Origin of the sequence: Actinomadura sp. WMMA1423, from assembly GCF_006547145.1 — a bacterium.
Lineage (GTDB): Bacteria > Actinomycetota > Actinomycetes > Streptosporangiales > Streptosporangiaceae > Spirillospora.
This window is the reverse complement of the sequence record NZ_CP041244.1, coordinates 2,323,257-2,346,424: the sequence shown is the minus strand read 5'-3', so window position 1 is coordinate 2,346,424 and position 23,168 is coordinate 2,323,257. Positions and strand designations below refer to the sequence as shown.

At 73.3% G+C, this 23,168-nt stretch carries 22 protein-coding genes; 11 read left to right on the top strand and 11 right to left on the bottom strand.

The features are described 5' to 3' along the window. Window positions 1-43: 43 nt before the first annotated feature. Entirely contained in the window at window positions 44-3,385 is a 3,342-nt protein-coding gene (locus FKD65_RS10870; RefSeq protein ID WP_141577332.1) for an AfsR/SARP family transcriptional regulator, read from the top strand. 395 nt (window positions 3,386-3,780) lie between these two features. After that, window positions 3,781-4,671, top strand: coding sequence for a GTPase Era (gene era, locus FKD65_RS10865; RefSeq protein WP_141577331.1), 891 nt, complete (start codon window positions 3,781-3,783; stop codon window positions 4,669-4,671). Window positions 4,672-4,681: 10 nt separating this feature from the next. Here the strand turns inward: era and FKD65_RS44130 are convergent, their stop codons facing one another. Further along, complete coding sequence (locus FKD65_RS44130; RefSeq protein ID WP_168221006.1) at window positions 4,682-5,509, bottom strand: hypothetical protein; 828 nt, start codon at window positions 5,507-5,509, stop codon at window positions 4,682-4,684. 101 nt (window positions 5,510-5,610) lie between these two features. Between FKD65_RS44130 and FKD65_RS10855 the strand changes: the two genes are divergently transcribed. From FKD65_RS10855 to leuA, 3 genes are all read left to right on the top strand, one after another. Continuing rightward, window positions 5,611-6,222, top strand: a complete 612-nt coding sequence (locus FKD65_RS10855) for a TerB family tellurite resistance protein (RefSeq protein WP_141577330.1) — start codon at window positions 5,611-5,613, stop codon at window positions 6,220-6,222. A gap of 1 nt (window position 6,223) precedes the next feature. Further along, window positions 6,224-6,994 (top strand): dimethylargininase, encoded by a 771-nt coding sequence (gene ddaH / locus FKD65_RS10850; protein WP_141577329.1) that lies wholly within the window; start codon window positions 6,224-6,226, stop codon window positions 6,992-6,994. 210 nt (window positions 6,995-7,204) lie between these two features. After that, window positions 7,205-8,932 (top strand): 2-isopropylmalate synthase, encoded by a 1,728-nt coding sequence (gene leuA, locus FKD65_RS10845; protein WP_141577328.1) that lies wholly within the window; start codon window positions 7,205-7,207, stop codon window positions 8,930-8,932. Between the two features lie 71 nt (window positions 8,933-9,003). On the opposite strand, the gene FKD65_RS10840 is transcribed toward leuA, so the two are convergent. Beyond that, window positions 9,004-9,255, bottom strand: coding sequence for a protealysin inhibitor emfourin (locus FKD65_RS10840; RefSeq protein ID WP_240810077.1), 252 nt, complete (start codon window positions 9,253-9,255; stop codon window positions 9,004-9,006). After that, window positions 9,252-10,298: a M4 family metallopeptidase gene (locus FKD65_RS10835; protein WP_141577327.1), complete on the bottom strand. Its 1,047-nt coding sequence runs from the start codon at window positions 10,296-10,298 to the stop codon at window positions 9,252-9,254. Before FKD65_RS10835 ends, FKD65_RS10840 begins: the two co-directional genes overlap by 4 nt. A 182-nt stretch (window positions 10,299-10,480) precedes the next feature. On the opposite strand from FKD65_RS10835, the gene recO reads away from it, so the two are divergent. Together recO and FKD65_RS10825 are read left to right on the top strand one after the other, a co-directional pair. Next, entirely contained in the window at window positions 10,481-11,245 is a 765-nt protein-coding gene (gene recO / locus FKD65_RS10830; RefSeq protein WP_141577326.1) for a DNA repair protein RecO, read from the top strand. Then, window positions 11,242-12,048 carry an isoprenyl transferase gene (locus tag FKD65_RS10825; RefSeq protein WP_141577325.1) on the top strand — a complete coding sequence of 269 codons (807 nt, stop codon included), beginning with the start codon at window positions 11,242-11,244 and terminating at the stop codon, window positions 12,046-12,048. Before recO ends, FKD65_RS10825 begins: the two co-directional genes overlap by 4 nt. A gap of 182 nt (window positions 12,049-12,230) precedes the next feature. Here FKD65_RS10825 and FKD65_RS10820 read toward each other — a convergent pair whose 3' ends face one another. The 7 genes from FKD65_RS10820 to FKD65_RS10790 all read right to left on the bottom strand — a co-directional run bounded on the left by FKD65_RS10820 (window position 12,231) and on the right by FKD65_RS10790 (window position 18,142). Then, window positions 12,231-12,656: an OsmC family protein gene (locus FKD65_RS10820; protein ID WP_141577324.1), complete on the bottom strand. Its 426-nt coding sequence runs from the start codon at window positions 12,654-12,656 to the stop codon at window positions 12,231-12,233. A 357-nt stretch (window positions 12,657-13,013) separates the two neighbouring features. Next, window positions 13,014-14,627, bottom strand: a complete 1,614-nt coding sequence (locus FKD65_RS10815) for a M4 family metallopeptidase (protein WP_141577323.1) — start codon at window positions 14,625-14,627, stop codon at window positions 13,014-13,016. Window positions 14,628-14,838: 211 nt separating this feature from the next. Beyond that, the gene (locus tag FKD65_RS10810) at window positions 14,839-15,225 is read right to left on the bottom strand and encodes a Fur family transcriptional regulator (protein ID WP_089312674.1); all 387 of its coding nucleotides are present in this window, start codon (window positions 15,223-15,225) and stop codon (window positions 14,839-14,841) included. After that, window positions 15,222-16,124: a metal ABC transporter permease gene (locus FKD65_RS10805; protein WP_141577322.1), complete on the bottom strand. Its 903-nt coding sequence runs from the start codon at window positions 16,122-16,124 to the stop codon at window positions 15,222-15,224. The genes FKD65_RS10810 and FKD65_RS10805 overlap by 4 nt, the downstream gene beginning before the upstream one ends. Beyond that, window positions 16,121-16,837, bottom strand: a complete 717-nt coding sequence (locus FKD65_RS10800; protein WP_240810076.1) for a metal ABC transporter ATP-binding protein — start codon at window positions 16,835-16,837, stop codon at window positions 16,121-16,123. Before FKD65_RS10800 ends, FKD65_RS10805 begins: the two co-directional genes overlap by 4 nt. A 13-nt stretch (window positions 16,838-16,850) precedes the next feature. After that, window positions 16,851-17,801 (bottom strand): metal ABC transporter substrate-binding protein, encoded by a 951-nt coding sequence (locus FKD65_RS10795; protein ID WP_141577321.1) that lies wholly within the window; start codon window positions 17,799-17,801, stop codon window positions 16,851-16,853. Window positions 17,802-17,833: 32 nt separating this feature from the next. Beyond that, a complete protein-coding gene (locus FKD65_RS10790; protein ID WP_141577320.1) occupies window positions 17,834-18,142 on the bottom strand; it encodes a DUF6703 family protein in 309 nt (102 codons plus the stop codon). Window positions 18,143-18,170: 28 nt separating this feature from the next. On the opposite strand from FKD65_RS10790, the gene FKD65_RS10785 reads away from it, so the two are divergent. From FKD65_RS10785 to FKD65_RS10775, 3 genes are all read left to right on the top strand, one after another. Next, on the top strand, window positions 18,171-18,455 hold the full coding sequence (locus FKD65_RS10785) for an antibiotic biosynthesis monooxygenase (RefSeq protein WP_141577319.1): 285 nt from the start codon (window positions 18,171-18,173) through the stop codon (window positions 18,453-18,455). Window positions 18,456-18,608: 153 nt separating this feature from the next. Next, window positions 18,609-20,039, top strand: coding sequence for a DUF1906 domain-containing protein (locus FKD65_RS10780; protein ID WP_141577318.1), 1,431 nt, complete (start codon window positions 18,609-18,611; stop codon window positions 20,037-20,039). A gap of 169 nt (window positions 20,040-20,208) precedes the next feature. After that, window positions 20,209-21,597 carry a glycine--tRNA ligase gene (locus FKD65_RS10775; protein ID WP_141577317.1) on the top strand — a complete coding sequence of 463 codons (1,389 nt, stop codon included), beginning with the start codon at window positions 20,209-20,211 and terminating at the stop codon, window positions 21,595-21,597. A 132-nt stretch (window positions 21,598-21,729) separates the two neighbouring features. Here the strand turns inward: FKD65_RS10775 and FKD65_RS10770 are convergent, their stop codons facing one another. Next, on the bottom strand, window positions 21,730-22,407 hold the full coding sequence (locus FKD65_RS10770; RefSeq protein ID WP_141577316.1) for a hypothetical protein: 678 nt from the start codon (window positions 22,405-22,407) through the stop codon (window positions 21,730-21,732). 300 nt (window positions 22,408-22,707) lie between these two features. Between FKD65_RS10770 and FKD65_RS10765 the strand changes: the two genes are divergently transcribed. Further along, window positions 22,708-23,148: a hypothetical protein gene (locus FKD65_RS10765; protein ID WP_141577315.1), complete on the top strand. Its 441-nt coding sequence runs from the start codon at window positions 22,708-22,710 to the stop codon at window positions 23,146-23,148. Window positions 23,149-23,168 lie beyond the last annotated feature (20 nt).

Here is a 23,168-nt window from a genome sequence, read left to right as displayed (position 1 = left end):
TGATCACGATGGTGCGGCATGTCCCGGTTAGGCTGAGCGGGACATGTCGCCTGTCGTACGCGTTCTCGGGGCCTTCGGAGCCGAGGTGGCGGGGGCCTCCGCCGACCTCGGCGGTCACCGGCAGCGCTCCGTGCTCGCCCGCCTCGTCGCCGCGCGGGGCCGGATGGTGCCCGCGGACAGGCTCGTCGACGACCTGTGGGCGGGCACGGCCCCGCCGCGCGCCGCCGCCGGCCTCCAGTCGTTCGTGTCCCACCTGCGCCGCGCGCTGGAGCCCGGCCGTCCGCCTCGCACGCCCGCGCGGGTCCTGGTCACCGAGCCGCCCGGGTACGCGCTGCGGCTGCCGGACGGCGCCGTCGACGCCTGGCGGTTCGACGCGCTGATCGACCAGGCCGCCGAACTGGCCGCCGGCGACCCGGTGGAGGCCCGCCGCCGCGCGGAGGCGGCGCTCGCCGAGTGGCGCGGGCCCGCCTACGCCGAGTTCGGCGACCTGCCGTGGGCCGCGGCCGAGGCCGCCCGCCTGGACGAGCGGCGCCGGCTCGCGGTCGAGCGCCGCGCCGGGGCCATGCTGCTGCTCGGAGCCGCCGCCGAGGCCGTCCCCGACCTGGAGACCCATGCCGCCGCCAACCCGCTGCGCGAGGAGGCGTGGCGGCTGCTGGCCCTCGCCCTCTACCGCGCCGGGCGGCAGGGCGACGCGCTCGGCGCGCTGCGGCGCGCCCGCACGGCTCTCACCGAGGAACTCGGCGTCGATCCAGGCCCGGCACTGCGCCGCCTGGAAGGCGACATCCTGGCGCAGGACCCCGCCCTGGGGGAGCCGGAACGGCCGGCGGCGCCGCGCCCCGTGCTGCGGCTCGCGCCGGAGCCCCGAGCCGGGGACGGGCCCGTCTTCGTGGGACGCGTCCAGGAACTGGAGCGGCTGGAGGAGGCCGCCCGCAGCGCGGCCGCGGGCCGCGGCGGCGCCGTGGTGCTCTGCGGCGACGCCGGGATGGGCAAGACCGCCCTCGCCGAGAGGTTCTCGCGCCACCTGGCCGGACGGGGCTGGACGTGCGGATGGGGGACGGCGCCGGAGACCGGGGGAGCACCCGCGGCCTGGCCCTGGGCCGAACTGCTGCGCGGTCTGGCGGCCGCCGCCCCGCCCGGCCCGAGCCTGGCCGGACGGCTCGGGCCGCTGCTGGACGACGCCGTCATCGAGCACGACGACGCAGACGTCGTCACGGGCCGCTTCCGCCTCCACCTGGCGGTCGGGGACTACCTCGCCGAGTTCGCGGCCACCGCGCCGCTCCTGCTCGTTCTGGACGATCTCCACTGGGCCGACGAGGAGACCCTCGCCCTGCTCATCCGGCTCGCCGGGCGGCTGCGGGACCGTCCCGTCCTGCTGCTGGCCACGTTCCGGCAGACCGAGATTCCGGACGGCCTCGCCGCCGCGCTGGCCGCCCTCGCCCGGCACGAGCCCGCGCGGATCGAGCTGGCCGGGCTGTCGCCGGCGGAGGTCGCGGCCCTCGTCCGGGGCACCTGCGCCGCCGGCGTGGACGACGCGGAGCTGTCGGCGATCGCCGAGCGCACGGGCGGCAACCCGTTCTTCACCCGGGAGACGGCCCGGCTCCTGGACGCCGAGGGGCTGCCCGCCGCCACGCGCCGGGTCCCGGCCGGCGTCGGCGACGTGCTGCGGCGCCGCATCGCGCGGCTGCCGGGACCGGTCCAGACCGTGCTGCGGGACGCCGCCGTCGCCGGCCGGGACGCCGACCTGCGCGTCCTGGCCGACCTGGCCGGGGACGAGGAGACGGTGATCGACGCCGTGGAGGCGGGCCTGGCCGCGGGCCTCGTCACCGAGCCCGCACCCGGCCGGATCCGCTTCGCGCACGCCCTCGTCCGCGACACCCTCTACGCGGGCCTGTCCCGGGCCCGCCGCACCCGCGTGCACGGCCGGGTCGCCGCCGCGCTCGAACGGCACCTTCCGGGTGAGGTCGCCGCGATCGCGCACCACTACCTCGAATCCGGCACAGACCCCGACAAGGCGGTCCGGTACGCGCGGCGTGCCGCCGCGGCCGCCGAGATGCGGTTCGCGCACGGCGCCGCGGCCGACCTGTGGGTCCGCGCCGTCGAGACGCTCCGCGCCCGGGGGCCCGAGGCGACCCGCGACCGGCTGGAGGCGGAGGTCGCCGCGATCCGGTCCAGCGCCCTCGCCGGACAGGTCGTCGACGCCAGGATCCGGCGGATCGCCGCCATCGCCGACGCCCGCGCGTTCGGCGACATGCGGCTCCTCGCCCGGGTCATCGTCTGCTTCGACGTCCCGACGCTGTGGACGAGCCGCGAGTACGGGAGCCTCGACCTCGCCGTCGTGGAGGCCACCGACGAGGCTCTGCTGCGCCTGCCCGAGGACGAGCCGGAGCTGCGGGTCAGGCTGCTGACCACGCTCGCGATCGAGCTGGAGGGCGAGCAGGACGACCGGGGCGCCGCGGCCGCCGCCGGGGCGCTCCGCCTGGCCCGCGCGCTGGGCGCGCCCGAGCTGATCGCCCTCGCGCTCAACGGCTCCTACATCAACTCCTACCGGGGCGCGGAAGGGCTCGCCGAGCGGCACCGGTTCGCCTCCGAGCTGCTCGACCTCGCCACCGAGCACGACCTCGGCACCTACCGCGTCCTCGCGCACCTGCAACTCCAGCAGACGAGCGTCGCCGCGCTCGACCTGCCCGCCGCGCACGGGCACCGCGCCGAGGGCCGCCGCCTGGCCGAGCAGTACGGGCTGCCGCTGCTCGCCCGCATCGCGGACTGGTACACGGCGCTGGTGCGCGCCTTCGCCGCCCGGCCGGACGAGGCGGAACGCGCGTTCGCCGAGGTTGGCGGCTCCATCGGGCGGACCCGCATCTGGTTCAGCGAGCGCGGAATGGCGCTCCTCGGCCCGTTCTGCCTGCGGCTCGTCCAGGGGCGGGCGCAGGACGCCATGGACGAGGCCGCCTGGCTGCACGAGCAGTGGGGGCACGTCGCGGCCACCGCGGACATCTACGCCCTCACCCTGGCCGCCGCCGGCCGCGCCGCCGAGGCCCGCCGGATCGTCGCCGGAGCCGGGCCGGTCCGCCGCGACTACTTCTTCGACCTGACGATGGCGGTCCGCGGCCTGCGCGCCGTCGCCCTCGGAGACCGCCCCCTGGCCGAGGAGGCCTACGCGGCGCTGCTGCCCTACGAGGACCACTTCACCGGCGGGGCGACCGCCGTCGCCACGGTCGGCCCCGTCGCCCAGGTCCTCGGCGACCTCGCCCGCTTCCTGGAGCGCCCCGCCGACACGGCCGCCGCCCACTACCGCAGGGCCGCCGAGGTCTCCGCCCGCCTGGACGCCCCCTTCTGGACCGAGAAGGCCACCGCGGCCCTCAAGTCCCTCGGCACCGCGGCGTGACCGCCCCCACCCCGAACCCGACTAGACTGGCGCCACACCGACCGCCCACACGGCGACAGCCCGCAGTGCCCGTCGACGAAGGGCCACCAAGGCCTGAGGAGGGACACTGCCATGAACGCGCACGCCGGTTTCGAAGGTGCGTCGACCCCGGCCACCGGCGCAACCACGCGACGACCCCAATGGTTGCGATCGCGTCCGAAGGCAGGTTCGAGCCTGCGAGAACCTGATCGCGTAGCGAGCCGCCAAGGCGAGACGGAGCGATGCCAGCGATCGCCCGCAGTGCCCGACGATGGAGGGCCGCAAGGCCCGAAGGAGGAGTGCACTGCGATAAGCACAGATCGCCCGCGTTTCTCGACGATGGAGGGCCGCCAGGCCCGAAGGAGGAGAGAAACGCAATGAATACCGGTTTCGCCTGTTTTGTTGGGCGGCCCAATGTGGGCAAGTCGACGCTGATGAACGCGCTGGTCGGGACGAAGGTGGCGATCACCAGCAGCCGCCCGCAGACGACGCGGCGCGCCATCCGGGGAATCGTGCACCGTCCGGACGCGCAGCTCGTCGTCGTCGACACCCCCGGCCTGCACAAGCCCCGGACGCTGCTCGGGGAGCGGCTCGACAGCCTCGTCCGGTCCACACTGACCGAGGTCGACGTGATCGGGTTCTGCGTGCCCGCCGACCAGCCGGTCGGGCCCGGCGACAAGTACATCGCGCGAGAGCTGGCGGGGGTGAAGAAGACCCCCGTGGTCGCGATCGTCACCAAGACCGACCTCGCCGCCCCCGAGCGGGTCGCCGAGCAGCTGCTCGCGGTCGGGCGGCTCGGCGAGTTCGCCGACATCGTGCCGTGCTCGGCCGAGAGCGGCTACCAGGTCGGCCTCGTCGCCGACCTGCTGATCTCGCACCTGCCGGAGGGCATGCCGCTGTACCCGGAGGGCGATCTCACCGACGAGCCCGAGCAGGTCCTGGTCGGCGAGCTGATCCGCGAGGCGGCGCTGGAGGGCGTCCGCGACGAGCTGCCCCACTCGATCGCCGTGGTCGTGGACGAGATGGCGCCCCGCGAGGGCCGCGACGACCTCGTGGACGTCTACGCCCACCTGTTCGTCGAGCGGTCCAGCCAGAAGGGGATCATCATCGGCCACAAGGGTTCGCGGCTGCGGGAGGTCGGCGCGGCGGCGCGCCGGCAGATCGAGGCGCTGCTCGGCACGAAGGTGTTCCTCGACCTGCGCGTCAGCGTCCTCAAGGACTGGCAGCGCGACCCCAAGCAGCTCCGCAGGCTCGGCTTCTACGACTGAGGGGGCGGCGTCAGTCCGCGTCCTGCCGGGGCGCCTTCCCGCCGGCGCCGGGCTGGTCCTCCTTGCCGGGCTCGCCGTCGGGGTGCCGCGGTTCCTCTTGCGGCTGCCCCTGGCGGGCCCACGCCTGCCGCTCCGACGGCCAGGCGGCGTACTCCCCGGACGCGTGCTGCTGGTCTGCGTACTGCTCGCCGGTGTACTGCTGGTCGGCGTAGGGGTACTGCGGGTCTTCCTGGTCTTCCCGCTGCTGCGACCTCGCGACGCGGTCGCTGACCGGGCGGGCGAGGCTGAAGCCGACCACGAGCAGGGACGTGATGACCGCGAGGTACCAGCCGAACCGGACGGTGATCTGGTAGCCGAGGTCGAGGCCGGTCTGGGGCAGGTCGTCGCGGACGTCGCCGAGCCGCAGCACGAAGATCCCGCACACCAGCAGGGCGAGCATGCCGGGCACCGCGGCGAGGCCGCCGATCCGGGCGTCCCGCCCGATCAGGTCCCAGGCGGCCAGCGCGATCGCGATCACGGCGAGGACCGGGACGGCGAGGACGATGTCGTCGGCGTCGATGCCCGCGATGCTGCCGAGGTCGCGGCTCAGCGAGCGGCCGAACAGGTCGACGACGACCTCGGCGCGCGCCCACGGCAGGAACGCCGACACCAGCAGCCCGGACGCGGCGGTGATCAGGGCGGCGATCCACGCGGCGCCCCCTCGGCGCGGGTACGGGCCGGGCACGGCGGGGACGGTCTCGGCCTGGTCGTCGTGGGTCGGCGGGTAGCCGTCGACGGGCGGCAGGAAGGACGGGCGCGGCCGCGCGCGTCCCGCGTCGGAGCCCAGGTCACCGGTCATGAACCCAGCGTAAACGTAAGAAGGGCATTGCCCGGGACGGCCACCTCGGCGCGCGCGGATCTGTAGGTTGGAACGAAGTCCGTTATGGGAGGAGAGCGCCGGTGTTGCTCGTTTTTGGCCTGACGGCGGTGTTCCGTACGGTCAGCGAGGGGACGTTCCACTGCCCGCAGTGCGGGGGTGACCGCGCCTACCGCAGGCGCACCGGACGCCGCTGGTTCTCGGTGTTCTTCGTCCCGACGGTGCCGCTGTGGCGCCTCGGGCAGGCCGTGGAGTGCCGCACGTGCCGCGCCCGCCTCCCCGTCTCCACCCTGCGGATCCCGACCGCGCAGCAGATGGCCGAGGCCCTCGCCGCCGGGATGCGGGCGGCCGCCGCCCTGGTGCTGCGCTCCGGCGACCCCGCCGACGCCGCGGCCCGCGCCCGCGCGATCGCCACGGTCACCGGGTACGGCGAGCCCGCCTACGACGCGGCCGCCGTGGACGCCGACCTCGTCCTGCGCCGGACGTTCCTCGAGCAGGAGGTCGTCCAGGCCGGAGCGCACCTCGCCGTGGAGGCCAAGGAGTGGTTCCTCGCGCAGGCCGTCCGGATCGGGCTGGCGGACGGCCCGCTCGGCGAGGGGGAGCGGTCCGCCCTGCACGGCATCGCCGACCTGCTCGGCATGTCCCGCGCCTACGCGCTCGGCGTCATCGTGACCACTGAGGGGGCGGCTCGCTGACATGGACTCCGCCGCCTGCCCCCCGGGCAGGGCACTGGTCAGAGCGCCCGGCCCGCGTCTCGCCGAGGCGATCGTCACCCACGCGGCCCGCCGCCCCGTGGACGTGGAGCTCGCGGCGCGCCAGCACGAGGCGTACATCGCGGCGCTGCGGGCCGCGGGCTGGCGCGTCCGGGCCGTCCCGCCCGCCGACGACCAGCCCGACGCCGTCTTCGTCGAGGACGCCCTGGTCGTCTGCGGCGACCTGGCCATCGTGGGCCGGTCCGGCGCGCCGGGCCGCCGCGGCGAGACCGCGGGCGCGGAGCGGGCCGCGCGGGAGCTCGGCCTGCGGATCGAGCGGATCAAGGAGCCGGGCACGCTGGACGGCGGGGACGTCCTGCAGGTCGGCGGCACCGTCTACGTGGGCCGCGGCGAACGGACGAACGAGGAGGGCATCTGCCAGCTCGCGCACCTGCTGGGCGGGCGGAAGGTCGTCCCGGTGGACGTCCGCGGCTGCCTGCACCTGAAGTCGGCGATGACCGCGCTGCCGGACGGCGGTCTGATCGGCGTCCCCGAGATGGTGGACACGGCGGTGCTGCCCTGCCTGCGGGTAGCACGGGAACCGGAGGGCGCCCACGTGGTGGTGCTGGGTCCCGACCACGTCCTCATGGCGGCGTCCGCGCCGCGCACCGCCGCCCGGCTGGCGGCGGACGGCCTGCGCGTCACGAGCGTCGACATCAGCGAGTTCGAGGCGCTCGACGGCTGCGTGACCTGCCTGTCCGTCCTCGTCCCCTGACCGGGCCGGGGCGCCGGGGAAGACACCGCGTCTCAGCATCCGGACGCTCGTTTCCGTAACACGGATGGCATCTGTTAACTTGGCGAACGTGTTGCGTGAGCTGCTCCTCCTTAGCGGCCGCAGCGGGGCCCTGTAACCAGGCCGGCTCCCTCGCTGCGGGGCTTCGCCGTGGACGTCGGCCGCGAGGTTCGAGCAGAGAGAACTCAACGGATGTATCCGCAACAGCAGACTTCCGGCATGCCCTTCCAGCGCTACGCGCCCTTCGCCCCCGTCAGGCTGGCGGACCGCACGTGGCCGGACCAGGTGATCACCGAGGCTCCGCGCTGGTGCGCCGTCGACCTCCGCGACGGCAACCAGGCGCTGATCGACCCGATGGACTCCCACCGCAAGCTCAAGATGTTCGAGCTGCTCGTACGGATGGGCTACAAGGAGATCGAGGTCGGCTTCCCGGCGGCGAGCCAGACCGACTTCGACTTCGTCCGGCAGATCATCGAGGAGGACCGGATCCCCGATGACGTCGTCGTCCAGGTGCTGACCCAGGCCCGCCCCGAGCTGATCGAGCGGACCTTCGAGGCGGTGCGCGGTGCCAGGCAGGCGATCGTCCACCTGTACAACTCGACCAGCACGCTCCAGCGCCGCGTGGTGTTCGGGCAGGACAGGGACGGCATCACCGCGATCGCGGTGGAGGGCGCCAAGCTGTGCGCCAAGCTCGCCGAGGACATGGGCGACACCGAGATCTACTTCCAGTACTCGCCGGAGTCGTTCACCGGCACCGAGTTGGAGTACGCCGTCGAGGTCTGCAACGCCGTCAACGACGTGTGGAGGCCGACGCCGGACCGGAAGGTCATCGTCAACCTGCCCGCGACGGTGGAGATGGCCACCCCGAACGTGTACGCCGACCAGATCGAGTGGATGAACCGGAACCTGTCCTACCGGGACTCGGTCATCCTGTCGCTGCACCCCCACAACGACCGCGGGACGGCCGTCGCCGCCGCCGAGCTGGGCTACATGGCGGGCGCCGACCGCATCGAGGGCTGCCTGTTCGGCAACGGCGAGCGCACCGGCAACGTGTGCCTGGTCACCCTCGGGCTGAACCTGTTCACCCAGGGCGTCGACCCGCAGATCGACTTCTCCGACATCGACGAGATCCGCCGGACGGTCGAGTACTGCAACCAGCTGCCCGTCCACGAGCGGCACCCCTACGGCGGCGACCTGGTCTACACCGCCTTCTCCGGCTCCCACCAGGACGCCATCAACAAGGGCTTCGACCACCTGCGGCGCGACGCCGAGGCCGCCGGCGTGCCGGTGGAGCAGTACGGGTGGGAGGTCCCGTACCTGCCGATCGACCCGCACGACGTCGGCCGGACCTACGAGGCCGTCATCCGGGTGAACAGCCAGTCCGGCAAGGGCGGCGTCGCCTACGTCATGAAGACCGAGCACGCGCTGGAGCTGCCGCGACGCCTCCAGATCGAGTTCTCCCGGGTCGTGCAGGAGCACACCGACAGCGCGGGCGGCGAGGTCACCCCCGAGCGCATGTGGGAGATCTTCGAGTCGGAGTTCCTCACCGGCGGCCCGCGCGCCGGGCTGCTGGCGCACCGCGCGACCTCCCGGGTGGACGAGAAGGACGCGCTCAGCTGCGACGTCCGCGTGGACGGCGAGATCCGCGAGATCGCGGGCGTCGGCAACGGCCCCGTCTCGGCGTTCGAGGACGCGCTCGCCACGATCGGGATCCACGTCCGGGTGCTGGACTACGCCGAGCACGCGATGAGCGCGGGCGGCGACGCGCGCGCCGCCGCCTACGTCGAGTGCGACGTGCGGTTCGGCGACGGGGAGGGCGCGTCGGTGTGGGGCGTCGGCATCGACGGCAACATCGTCACCGCGTCGCTCAAGGCGATGCTGTCGGCCGTCAACCGGGTGGCCCGCGCGCAGCAGGGGTAGCTGGTGGCGGCCGTCTCGGGTTCAGGTCCCCCCAAGGCGCCTGAACCCGAGTGAGGCCTGGAACAGGCCGGTCAGATACGACCGAGGACGTGGTGGACCAGTTCCCGGAGGGGGCCGTGGAGCTGGGCCTCGCCGACGGTGGTCCGGTCGCCGTCGATGTCGATCTCGTAGAGGAACTGGTCGGGGATTCGGCCCGGCGGCGGCACGCTTTTCAGATCGACGCGGCCGACGAGTCTCGACAGCATCGGATCGCTGGCGCTGTCGGACTCGCCGCGCCGTTCGATCCCCGCGAACCCCCCACTGCGGATGACTGTCACCTTCACTGCGTCTCGTTCGCCCCCAAGGAGACTCCTACCCCCGTCCAGGCCCGGCTCACCGCCTCGGCCTCCGCGGAGCCGGCCCCGTAGCGCGCGGTCGCGGCCGTGACGGTCGCGGCGGCGAAGCCGGCGAAGTCGACGTCGGCGGCCAGGGAACCGGCGGTGAGCGTGTCGTACCAGATGAGGCCGGCCTTCTGCCAGGCGTTGCCGCCGATGGCGGTGGCGGCGAGGAAGAAGGCGCGGTTCGGGATGCCCGAGTTGATGTGGACGCCGCCGTTGTCGCGATAGGTGTCGACATAGTGGTCCATGTGGGCCGGCTGCGGGTCCTTGCCGAGCTGCGGGTCGTCATAGGCGGTGCCGGGCTCCTTCATCGAGCGGAGCGCGACGCCGTTGACGCCGGAGGCGAGCAGGCCCTCCCCGATGAGCCAGTCGGCCTGGTCGGCGCCGTGGCCGAGGTGCCACTGCTTCACCAGCGAGCCGAACACGTCGGACACGGACTCGTTCAGGGCGCCGGACTGGCCGTAGTACTCCAGGTTGGCGGCGTACTGGGTGACGCCGTGGACGAGCTCGTGCCCGGTGACGTCGAGGGGGCCGGTGAAGTCGGTGAACAGGACGCCGTCACCGTCTCCGTAGACCATCTGCTCGCCGTTCCAGAAGGCGTTGTCGTAGCCCGCGCCGTAGTGGACGGTCGAGATCATCGGCAGGCCCGCGCCGTCGATCGAGTCGCGCCGGTACACGGCCTCGAAGAAGTCGAAGGTCGCGCCCAGCCAGTCGTAGGCCCGGTCGGCGGTCGCGTCGCCGGTGGCCGGGGCTCCCTCGGCCCGCACGGTGCGGCCGGGCAGGGTCTCGAGGTGCCCAGCGTCGTTGATCGTCCGCTTGGGGACGAAGTCCTCGGACGGGGAGGGGGCGGCGGCCGCGGCCGTCCGGCGCTCGGCGAACTGGGCGGAGGTGAGCGCCAGCGTACGGCGGGCCCGGCCGCGTATGGCCGGATCATCGGCTTCGCGGGCGATCCGTTCCAGCATGTGCGGTGGCACGATGTGGCATCTCATGCCACAACGCTGCCAGCAACCCGCGGCTCCGGCCATGACTTTCGGGGGACCGCTACGGCCGAATCCGGTCACGTTGCGTGTTCGTAATAAAGCGCTGCGGGGTCATGGTGGGACTTGTGGAGATCCTGGGGAAATGGTGCCGGCGCACCGAGGCACCGGGCGGCGTACGTCAGAATGAACGGGTGACCCTGTACCGCGACGAAGGCATCGTCCTGCGCACCCAGAAGCTGGGCGAGGCCGATCGCATCGTGACGGTGCTGACCCGGCGGACCGGCCGGATCCGCGCCGCGGCGAAGGGGGTCCGCAAGACCAGGTCCCGGTTCGGCGCCCGGCTCGAGCCGTTCACGCACGTGGACCTGCAGCTGTACGAGCGGCGCTCGCTCGACCTGATCACGCAGGCCGAGACGCTGCGCCCGTACGGGGAGGCGCTCGTCAGCGACTACCCCCGCTACACGGCGGGGACGGCGATGCTGGAGACCGCGGAGAAGCTCACCAGCGAGGAGGGCGAGCCCGCGCTGCGGCAGTTCCTGCTGCTGGTCGGCGGGCTGCGCACGCTCGCCGAGCGCGCCCACGACCCCCGGCTCGTCCTGGACGCCTACCTGCTGCGCTCGCTGTCGGTCGCCGGCTGGGCGCCCGCGCTCGACGAGTGCTGCCGGTGCGGCAACCGGGGCGGCCTGCGCGGGTTCGCGATCGCGGCGGGCGGCGCGGTGTGCGCGAACTGCCGCCAGCCGGGCGCCGCGACCCCGGCGCCGCCGACGTTCGCGCTGATGCTGGCGCTGCTGCGCGGCGACTGGGAGTACGCCGACGGCAGCGAGCAGCGCCACCGGATGGAGACCAGCGGCCTGGTGGCCGCCTACCTGCAGTGGCATCTGGAGCACGGGATCCGTTCCCTGCGCCACGTGGAGCGCGAGACGCGCGACGACGACACCGATAGGGAGAGAGTTTGAGCAGGGCCGTATCGCCTCCGGAACCGCACCGGGACGGCGCCACCCCGCCCCCGATCCCCGCGGACCTGGTGCCGCGGCACATCGCCATCGTCATGGACGGCAACGGCCGCTGGGCCAAGGAGCGCGGCCTGCCGCGCACCGAGGGGCACAAGCGCGGCGAGGACTCGCTCTTCGACGTGATCATGGGCGCGATCGAGCTCGGCGTCCCGTACCTGTCGGCGTACGCGTTCTCCACCGAGAACTGGAAGCGCTCGCCCGACGAGGTGCGCTTCCTCATGGGCTTCAACCGCGACGTGATCCGCCGCCGCCGCGACCAGCTCCACTCGATGGGCGTGCGGGTCCGGTGGGCGGGCCGGCGGCCCCGGCTCTGGCGCAGCGTCATCAAGGAGCTGGAGACGGCCGAGGAGATGACGCGCGACAACGACGTCCTCACCCTGCAGTTCTGCGTGAACTACGGCGGCCGCGCCGAGATCGCGGACGCGGCGGCGGCGATCGCCAGGGACGTCCGCGACGGCCGGCTCGACCCCGGCAAGATCAACGAGAAGCTCTTCGCCCGCTACCTGGACGAACCCGGCATCCCCGACGTGGACCTGTTCCTGCGCTCCTCGGGGGAGCAGCGCACGTCCAACTTCCTGCTCTGGCAGTCGGCGTACGCGGAGATGGTGTTCCTCGACACCCTCTGGCCGGACTTCGACCGCCGCCACCTCTGGCACGCCTGCGAGATCTACGCCTCCCGCGACCGCAGATACGGAGGAGCCGTGCCTAATGCGGTTTTCTCAGGTCAAGCGCCTGGGGGCGCTTGACCTGAGAAAACCGCGGGCGATCGCTGGCATCGCTCCGTCTCGCCTTGCGGCGCGCTGCGCGATCAGATTCTTGCTTCGCTCGAATCTGCCTTCGGACGCGATCGCGCCCGTTCAGCTCGTTGCGTGGCCGGGGAGGTGGCTGGGCTTGGTGGGCCCGGTCCATTCCCCGGCCTCCAGGCGGGTCAGACCAGGCTGGCGTCTAGGGTGATCTCGGTGCCGGAAAGGGCCTTGCTCACCGGGCAGCCTTCCTTGGCGGTCTGGGCGGCCTTCTCGAAGTCGGCGGCGGACAGGCCGGGGACGCTGGCCCGGACGGTCAGGTGGATGCCGGTGATGCCCTCGCCAGGCTGGAAGGTCACCTCGGCCTTGGTGTCGACCTTCTCCGGCGGGGTCCCGGCGCCGGCCAGGCCGTGCGAGAGCGCCATCGAGTAGCAGGTGGAGTGGGCGGCGGCGATCAGCTCTTCGGGGCTCGTGCGGCCGTTCGGCTCCTCGGACCGGGACGCCCAGGTCACGTCGTAGGTGCCGAGCTTCGATGAGTCCAGCGAGACGTTCCCCTGGCCCTCCAGCAGAGAGCCTTCCCAGTGCGCGTTCGCGGTGCGTGTCGTAGCCATGCCCCGATTCTTCACCATGGCGCGACCGGTGGATCACCCGAACCGCGGGAACGCCCCGCGCCGACGCCGGCGCGGGGCGTTCCCGGTTCGGGATCAGTGCCTGTCCTGAAGTGGCCTCGGCCACGCGCGCGAACGCGTGACCTGCCCGGTTCCGTGAAGCCGCAGGCGAGCGGAACCGGGCGGATCGCGAAGCGATGCCGCGTTCGCCCAGGCACGGTCACGTAGCGAGCCGCCAGGCGAGCGAAGTGGGCCGGGACTGTTGAAGACACAGCCGCCAGGCGAGCGAAGTGGGCCGGGACTGTTGAAGACACAGCCGCCAGGCGAGCGAAGTGGGCCGGGCCTGTGATGAAGCGCGGACTAGTTGACGTTCACCGCGGACCAGGCCGCGGCGACGGTGTTGTACTGGGTGCTGCCCGTGCCGTAGAGGTCCTTGGCCGCGTTGAGGGTCGCGGTGCGCGCGCCCGCGTAGTTGGTCGAGGACGTCATGTACGTGGTCAGCGCCCGGTACCAGATCTTCGTGGCGGCGTCCCGGCCGATGCCGGTGACCGTGGAGCCGTTGGAGGTCGGGCTGTTGTAGGAGACGCCGTTGATCGTCTTCGCGCCGCTGCCCTCGGACAGCAGGTAGAAGAAGTGGTTGGCGACGCCCGAGGAGTAGTGCACGTCGAGGTTCTTGGTACTGGTCGACCAGGAGTCGGCGGAGCTGCCGTCCTTGCTGGGCTTGTCCATGAAGCGCAGCGCGGCCTTGCCGAAGCCGGGCAGGACGATCTCCTCGCCCACCAGGTAGTCGCCGACGTCGTTGCCGTTGTTCGCGTAGAACTCCACCGCGGCGGCCATGATGTCGGACGTCGCCTCGTTCAGCCCGCCGGACTCACCGCTGTAGGTGAGGTTCGCGGTGGAGCTGGTGACGCCGTGGCTCATCTCGTGCGCCGCCACGTCCAGCGACGTGAGCGGGCCGAGCTGGCTGCCGTCGCCGTCGCCGTAGGTCATGCAGAAGCACGAGTCGTCCCAGAAGGCGTTGGCGTAGCCGCTGCCGTAGTGGACGCGGTTGTAGGACCCCTTGCCGTCGCCGGCGATGCCGGTGCGGCCGAAGACGTTCTTGTAGAAGTCCCAGGTCGTGTTGGTGCCGAACTGGGCGTCCACGGCGACGGTGGCGCGGTCGGACGTCGTGCCGCTGCCCCAGTGGTTGTCGGCGTCGGTGAACAGGGTGGCGGGGGCCCTGTGGAAGCACCAGCTCAGGAAGCAGAGGTCGGTGTCGTTCTGGGCGTCGCCGGTGTAGGTGTTGCCGCGCGTCGGGTCCTTCAGCTGGTAGGTGCTGCCGGACAGCGTCGTCTGGAGCGGGACCGTCCCGGTGTAGAGCGACCTGCCGTCGCCCTCCACGGTGCGGATCGTCTCCTCGCTGAGGAGCACCTTGCCGGTCGCGGCGTCCACGGACGTGAAGACGCGGCTGGGCGTCCCGTCGGCCTTCTTCCCGACGGTCTGGACGCGCCAGGCGAGGCGCGGCGCGTGGTCGGCGGTGCGGGACTCCACGACGAGCGCGGGGGAGCCGTCGGCCTTGCGGCTCTTGGTGACGGCGCGCTTCTGGGCGGTCTTGGCGGAGACCTCCGGGCTGGAGTCCGACGGAGCCTTCTTGAGGGTGAGGCTGGTGCCGCGCCAAGCGCCGGCCGCCGACTCGTGGACGACGATGTCGCCGCCCAGGACGGGGAGGCCGTTGTAGGTGCGGGTCATGCGGGTGTGCGAGGTGCCGTCGCGGTCGACCCCGACCCCGACCACCTGGAACGCCTGCCCGTCGCCGCCGCGCACCTCGGCGCGGCGGCCGGCCAGCGTCCCGAGCGCGTGCTCGGCGGCGGCACGCGGGCTCGGCGGGGACGCCGGCTGCCGCGCGGAGGCGGGGAGCGCGGTGGCGGCCGACGCGAGCAGCGTCGCCGAGGCCAGGAGCGTGATCCTTCGGCTGGTGAACGCCCGTCTTGTCATGAACGCCCTCTCGTGCGGGCGCCACGCTCCCCCGAGGGCCCTCCGTCGGGCCCGCCGTGGCGACGGGACATTTATGACATAGGGCTACTGGGAAGTAGATGTAGCAAACTGCCAAGAAACGCCTACGGTGCGTGTGAGATACCGGCTCTGTTCGAGTTCAGGGCACGGCGGCGCCTCGGCAGAAAGCGCGCGGGATGGGCGATTCCGGACTTCAGGACGGCTTCGCGGCGCAGTTCGCGCAGGTCCCGAAGACCTCGACCGTGTGGGTGATGTCGACGAAGCCGTGCTCGGCGGCGATCGTGTCGGCCCAGCGCTCCACGGCGGGGCCCTCGACCTCGACCGTCCGGCCGCAGTCGCGGCAGACGAGGTGGTGGTGGTGCTGCTCGGTGCGGCAGGCGCGGTACACGGCCTCGCCCTCGTCGGTGCGCAGCACGTCGACCTCGCCCGCGTCGCTGAGCGCCTGGAGCGCCCGGTAGACGGTGGTGAGGCCGATCTTGGAGCCGTCGGCGCGCAGGTCGGCGTAGATGTCCTGGGCGCTGCGGAAGCCCTCGCAGCCGGCCAGCACCTGTCGCACGGCGTCCCGGCGGGCCGTCGTCATCCCCGTAGTACCTCCGCCTCGGCGTCCACGCGCGGCTCGACCCCGGACCCGGCGTCCCTCCCGTCGAGGGCGCCGACCGCGGCGCGGGCGCGCCTGCGGCGCACCACCGAGCCCCCGGCGACCGCGGCCACGAACACCGCGAGCGCCAGCAACACGATCGAGGGGCCCGGGGGAAGATCGTACTGGAAGGAACCCGCCAGACCCGCCACGGCCGACAGTACACCGATCCCCATCGCGGCCAGCATGGTGCTCCAGAATCCCCTCGTGAGCTGCTGCGCCGCCGCCACCGGGACGACCATCAGCGCGCTGACGAGCAGCAGCCCGATCGCGCGCATCGAGATCACCACCGTGACCGCGGCGGTCGCGGCGATCAGCACGCCGAGGAACCGCACGGGCAGCCCGGCCGCGCGCGCGACCTCCTCGTCCTGGCAGAGCAGGAACAGCTCGCGGCCGAACAGCGCGATGACCGCGAGCACCGCCGCGGCGAGCCCCGCGACGACGTAGAGGTCGTCCGCCGTCACGCTGCTGATCGAGCCGAACAGGTAGGACTGGAGGCCCGCCGAGCCGCCGCCGGCGGCGCTCGTCAGCAGCACCCCGCCCGCCAGCCCGCCGTAGAACAGCAGGGCGAGCACGACGTCCGCGCCGCTGCGACTGCGCGCCCGCAGGACCTCGATCGCGACGGCGCCGAGCACCGACACGACCAGGGCGGCGAGGACGGGGGAGGTGCTGGTGAGCAGCCCCAGGCCGATCCCGGTCAGCGCGATGTGGCCGACCCCGTCGCCGAGCAGGGACAGCCTGCGCTGGACGACGAACGTCCCCACCGCGGGGGCGGTCAGGCCGATGAGCACCGCCATCACCAGGGCGACGCGCATGAAGTCGTACTGCAGCATCTCGCTCACGCGGGCCTTTCGAGGGTCTGCCGGACGGTCTGGCGGACGACGCGGCCGTGGCCGAGCTCGACCGTGCGGGTGACGAGCGGGGCCATCGGCCCGAGCTCGTGGGCCACGAGGACGACCGTGCGCCCGGCGCGGGCCAGCTCGTGCAGGGCCGACGCGAACGCCGCCTGGCTGCCCGCGTCGACGCCGGCGGTCGGCTCGTCCATCACGAACACGTCGGGCTCGCCGGCGAGGGCGCGGGCGATGAGGACCCGCTGCTGCTGCCCGCCCGACAGCAGGTGCGCCGAGTCGCGGGCCCGCGCGGCGAGCCCCACCGTCTCCAGGGCGCGCTCGACGGCGGCGCGGTCGGCCGCCCGGTCGGCGAGCGGCGCGGGCCGCCAGCGCGAGCGCCGGGCCACCCGGCCGGACGCCACGACCTCGCGGACCGTCGCCGGCACGCCGCCGCCCATCGGCAGCCGCTGCGGCACGTACCCGATCCGCCTCCAGTCGCGGAACCGCGCGGGCGGCTCGCCGAAGATCTCGGTCCGGCCGCCGGCCAGCGGGACGAGCCCGAGCAGCGCCTTGACGAGGGTGGACTTGCCCGCCCCGTTCGCCCCGAGGACGGCGAGCACGTCACCGGGCTCCACCCGCAGGTCGACACCGGCGAGGACCGCGCGGCCGTCCCGCCGGACGAGGCCGCCGGCCATGTCGAACGGCGGGGCGGTGGTCGCGGTCATCGGCGGTCCCCGTTCATGAGCACTCCAGCGCGGGCCGCAGGGCCCCCAGGTTCTGTCGCATGATCGTCATGTAGTCGCCGGACGCGCCGTCGGCCACGCCCTCGGCCGGGTCGAGCACGGCCGTCCGCACGCCCGCCTCGCGCGCCAGGGCGCCGGCGACCCTCGTGCTCGCCAGGGTCTCGGTGAAGACCGTCGTCGCGCCGGTGGAGGAGACGAGCCTCGACAGCTCGGCCAGCCGCTTCGGGGACGGCTCGCCGGACGGGTCCACGCCCGCGACCGGGATCTGGCGGAGGCGGTAGCGGTCGGCGAGGTAGCCGAACGCGGCGTGCGCGGTCACGATCTCCCGCCGCGCGCAGGTGGCCAGCCCCTCCCGGAACTCGCGGTCGAGTCCGGTCAGCGCCTGCGCGGTGGAGCGGGCCCGCTCCCGGTAGCCGGCCGCGCGGCCGGGGTCGGCGGCGGCCAGGCGCTCGCCCAGCGCGGTGGCCACGGTCGCCATCCGGCTCGGGTCGAGCCAGATGTGCGGGTCGTAGGACGCCTCGCGGTGCCGTAGCCCGTCGTGGGCCTCCTCGTCGTCGGTCTCGCCCGGCGGCGGGAGCTTCGGCACGAGGCTCGCCGCGTCGAGCGCCCTGCCCTCCGCGTGCTCGCGGACCGCGTCGTCCACGGCGGGCTGGACGCCCCTGACGTAGACGGCGTAGTCGGCGTCCTCCACGTTCGCGACCTGCCGCGCCGTCAGCTCCAGGTCGTGGGGCTCGGTCCCGGGCCTGGTGAGCGTGCGGACGAAGACGTCGCCGCCGCCGACCCTCTCCGCCAGCCAGGCCATCGGGTAGAACGACGCGACCACCGAGGTCTTGCCCGGCGGGACGCCCGCGCTCGCGTCGGTGCAGGCAGTCAGGCCCGCGGCCAGCCCCGCCAGGGCGACGGCCGCCGCCGGCGCGGTACGCAGGACTGCGGGGATTCGGGGCACATTGTCATTATTGACGAAGATGAAAACGGTTGTCAAAACCGACCGATGCCGCGTCCCAGGGCGAATCCGACTAGAACGACTAGCGCGACGATCCGGAGGGCCTTTCCCGAGCCCTCCAGCGCGGGCCAGTTCAGGTAGGCGAACCAGCCCAGCGCGGCGGCCAGCACCAGCAGCCCGGCCGCGGCCACCCAGCCGGTTCCGGCCATCCCGATCACCAGCAGCACGAACACGGCGGCGAGCAGGACCCACCGCGGCATCCGGTGCAGCAGCACCACCGGCGCCGCGCTGCGCCGCTCGACCGCCGCCCGCAGCCCCGTCCGGCGCTCACCTCTCGTCTCCACACGCCCAACGTACTGCCAGGATGGACGGATGATCGCGATAACCCGGTACCGGGTGCCGGAGGAGGAGTCCGGCGGCTTCGCCGAGAGCATGACCGAGGTCCTGGCGGCGCTGGCCGCGAGCACCGGTTTCCGCTCCGGCCGCCTCGCCCGGACCGTCGACGACCCCGGCCTGTGGGCCCTCGTCACCGAGTGGGACGGCGCGGGGCACTACCGCCGCGCCCTCGGCGCCTACGAGGTGCGGCTCCGGTTCATGCCGCTCGCCGCGCTCGCCGTGGACGAGCCGGGCGCCTACGAGGTGGTCTCCTCGGCCTGAGCGGCGCGCCCGGGCGACCCGGCCGGGGGCCGCGCCGCGGGCATGGTCAGAATGCGGGAAACCGCTGGTCAAGAAGCGAGGCGTCCCGGTTTCGGAGACCTGGTCAAGGTCATCCTCTCCGCACATGATCATGCGCTCCGCGGAGGAGATGTGATGCGCCGTGCCGTCCTGTTCCGCCTGTCGCCGGCGGCGGCCGTCGCCGCCGCCCTCGCCTTCGCCGGGACGGCCCCCGCGGGGCCCTCGTCCCATCCGGCCGCCTCGCTCAGCCGAACGGGCCCCTCGGGCCCCTCGGGGAGCGCGGGGAGCGGCCACGGCCCGCGCGTGGTCGAGTACCGGGGGCTGCGGATCCCCGTCCCGGCCGGCTGGGAGGTGCACCGGCTCGACCGGGAGCCGTCCCGCTGCGTCCGCTACGACCGGCACGCGCTCTACCTCGGCCGCCCCGGCCCGCAGCCGGACTGCCCGGCCCGCGTCGTCGGCCGCACCGAGGCCCTCCACCTGGAGCCCGCGGCCGACCGGCGGGCGGCGCGGACCGTCGTGCACCCCGGCGCGCTCGCCTCGGTGACCGTCCCGCGGACCGCCGACCACGAGACGCGGCTCACCCTCCCCGAAGCCGGTGTGACGATCACCGGCGTGTACGGCGGGGACCCGGAGGCGCTCCAGCGGATCCTGCGCGGCACCCGGCCGGCCGGAGGAGGGGCCGCCGCGCCGGACGGACGGGACGCGCCCCGCGGGGGCACCGCCGTCCCCCCGCCGCCGGACGAGGGCGCGGACGCCGGCGACGATCCGGGACCCGTCGAGGACCCCGGGCCCGTCGAGGAGCCGGAGCCCAGCGGAGGCCCGGTGCCCACCGACGATCCGCCTCCCGTCGGCGGCCCCGCGCCCAGCCAGGGGAATGCGGCGGAGCGCCCCTGGGTGCGGGGGAAGGGCTTCGACACCTGCACCGCCCCGTCCCTCGCGACGATGAGGGCCTGGCGCCCGTCCTTCAAGGTCACCAACATCTACATCGGGGGAGCGGCGCGCGGGTGCGCCCAGCCGAACCTCACGGCGTCCTGGGTGAGGCAGGTGCGCGCGATGGGCTACCGCCTCACCGCGACCTACGTGGGCCTCCAGGCGCCGTGCGGGAGCCGCTCGCAGCGGTTCAGCGCCGGGAACGCCAAGTCGCAGGGCACCCGGGCCGCCGTGGACGCGGCCCGCAGGGCCAGGGCGCTCGGGATCCCGGAGGGCAAGCCGATCTACTACGACATGGAGGCCTACAAGCACGGCAGGAGCACCTGCCGGGCCGCCGTCCTCCGGTTCGTCGACAACTGGGTCGACCGGCTGAAGGACGAGGGGTACCAGCCGTGCCTCTACAGCAGCTCCACGTCCGGCATCCGCGACGTGGGCCGGTCCTCGATCAGCAAGCCCGTCTGCGTCTGGTTCGCCAACTGGGACCGCCGGGCCAAGGTGTACGGCGACCCCTATCTGCCGGACGGCTGGTGGTCCCCCCACCGCCGCGTCAAGCAGTACCGCGGCGACCACCGCGAGACGCACGGCGGGGTCACCCTGAACATCGACAGCGACATCGCGGACGGCCGCGTTTACTGAGTCCTGCCCAACGGCCCCCGTGCCCTAAGCTGGGGAACACTCTCCGGCGGCGGCGGCGCCCGCGCCGGAGCACATCACCGGGGATCACACTCGCCGCCGCCCGCCGTCGCCGCGGGACCGGGGCGCACTCACTGTTCCCGCCGACCGCCAGCCGGATGGAGAATCTTTCATGGCACGCCGTTCCGATGTGCTGGAAACGATCGTCAACCTCGCCAAGCGGCGGGGCCTGGTCTTCCCGTCGAGCGAGATCTACGGCGGACTCCGCGCCTCCTGGGACTACGGCCCGCTCGGCGTCGAGCTGAAGAACAACGTCAAGCGCCAGTGGTGGAAGTCGATGGTGCAGGGCCGCGACGACATCGTCGGCCTCGACTCGTGCGTCATCCTGGCGCGCGAGGTCTGGGAGGCCAGCGGCCACGTCCAGGCGTTCGTCGACCCGCTCACCGAGTGCCAGTCCTGCCACAAGCGCTTCCGGGCCGACCACCTGGAGGAGGCCTACGCGGAGAAGCACGGCCGCCCGCCGGCGAACGGCCTCGCCGACATCACCTGCCCGAACTGCGGCGTGAAGGGCTCGTTCACCGAGCCGAAGATGTTCAACGGACTGCTCAAGACCTACCTCGGCCCCGTCGAGGACGAGTCGGGCCTGGCCTACCTGCGGCCCGAGACCGCGCAGGGCATCTTCATCAACTACCTGAACGTGCAGAAGTCCACGCGCCGCAAGGTGCCGTTCGGCATCGGCCAGGTCGGCAAGTCGTTCCGCAACGAGATCACGCCCGGCAACTTCATCTTCCGGACCCGCGAGTTCGAGCAGATGGAGATGGAGTTCTTCGTCAAGCCCGGCAGCGACGAGGAATGGCACCAGTACTGGATCGACGAGCGCATGCAGTGGTACGTCGACCTCGGCATCCGCAAGGAGAACCTGCGGCTGTACGAGCACCCGCAGGAGAAGCTGTCGCACTACTCCAAGCGGACCGTCGACGTGGAGTACCGCTTCGACTTCGTGGGCAGCGAGTGGGGCGAGCTCGAGGGCATCGCCAACCGCACCGACTACGACCTGACGACGCACTCCAAGGCGTCCGGCGCCGACCTGTCGTTCTTCGACCAGGAGTCCGGCGAGCGGTTCACCCCGTACGTGATCGAGCCCGCGGCGGGCGTCGACCGCTGCACGCTCACCTTCATGATGGACGCCTACGCCGAGGACGAGGCGCCGAACGCCAGCGGCAAGATGGAGAAGCGCACCGTCATGCGGCTCGACCGGCGGCTCGCCCCGGTGAAGGTCGCGGTGCTGCCGCTGTCGCGCAACGCCGACCTGTCGCCGAAGGCCCGCGACCTCGCCGCTCGGCTGCGCCGCAAATGGACCGTCGACTTCGACGACGCCAGCGGCATCGGCCGCCGCTACCGCCGCCAGGACGAGATCGGCACGCCGTTCTGCGTCACCGTCGACTTCGACACCCTCGAGGACGACGCGGTGACCGTCCGGGAGCGCGACTCCATGAGCCAGGAGCGCATCGCGATCAGCCAGGTCGAGTCCTTCCTGGCCGCGCAGCTCGTCGGCTGCTGACCCGGCTCCGGGGCCGTGAGCCCCGGTGGTGAACGTGACGGGCCGCCCCGGTGTGCCGGGGCGGCCCGCTTTCCTGGGAGCACGTTCTGGAGGGGCTTGACGCCTCCGCGGGAGCTCCGTTCCGGTCCCCCGTCAGCTGGTGACGTAGAGGGACTGGTTGTAGGTGCCGGATCCGGCGACGGTCTCGCCGCGCAGCGCGTACGTGGCGGTCACGGTGGCGGTGGACGGGCAGAGGAAGCTGCTGCCCGACTGCTTGTTGACCGTGGCGTTCTGCACGCCGACCTGGGCCTCGCTGCTGCTGGTGACGGGCCGCGAGGCGTTGCTGCCGTTGTAGCCGTTGGCGGTGAGGTTGCCGCCGTACACGCAGGTGATGCCGCCGAGAAGGTTGATCACGGCCTTCACCTTGAAGTTGGCGATCGTGACGGTGGCGTCCCGGCCGCCGGTGTGGCCGGCGTCGTAGGTGACGTTGCCGCCGGTCCACGGCAGGTTCTGCGTGGTGATCGTCGAACTGGTGGTACCGCTGCACGGGCCGCCGCCGGCGCCGGTGAAGCTGGCCGAGGCGACGTTCAGCGCGCTGCCGTCGGAGTTGATCGAGCCGGTCATCGTCGACTGGCTGCAGGATCCGCCGCCGAGCGAGCTGTTGACCGTCGCGGTGCCGAGCAGTGAGGCCTGCACGTTGCCGGAGTAGGCGGCGGCCGTGGCCGAGCCCTTGCGGATGGTGGTGCCCGCGGCGTACGCGGGGGCGACCCCCGCGGCGAGGACGGCCAGTGCGGCGGTCCCGACGATCGCGGTCTGTCTGATTCGTGCCACCGGAGACTCCTCTGTCCGGTTCGGGGTGGGCATACGCGAAAGTAATTCGCATAATTGGCGCGGGCAATGGCGGGCGGCCGACTGCTCCCTGGCCGGATCGGGACACCAGCCAGTGTCTGCTGGTAAGGCCGGAGACGCGGGGGCGGGCAAGGTCTTTGTCACGCACCACCACCTTGACGGGCCCGCTTCCACGGCTCTCACCCGTCCGGGGCGGCGGCCGATAGGCCGGTGAAACTCGGCTAGGTTGGCGGGAACGGACGGGCGAGCGACTCGCCGGAGACCCGGTGGGAGGAGGGCGGCATGCGCGACGCGCACCATCCCGCCTTCCGGCGGCCCGTCGCCCGGCTGCTCGTCGTGGTGCTCGGCCTCCTCGGCTTCGTCGCCGGGCCGGCCGGGGCGAGCGTCCCGGTCGGCGCGGGCATGCCGGGCCGGGCGCCCTCCACCGGGACGGTCTCCGGCGTCCGGAGCGGGGTGGTGCACCAGGCGCCCGCCCGAACCCGGACCGCCGGCAAGCCGCGCACGGCCGGGCGCACGCAGACGGTCATCGCCGCCGCTCTCCACGCGGCCGGCGCGGCGGCGCCGAGCGCCCAGCCCGAGCACGCGGTGCTCCCGGCGTCCGCCGCCGGAGCGCGGCCGCCGTCCGGGCGCCCGGCCCGGCCCGCCGCCGCGCCCGTCTCGCCCGACGTCGCCCCGAGGGGCACGCCGCGCGGGCGCGCACCGCCCGCCTCCACAGGGATCTGAGCTCTCTGTCCCCGGTGCCG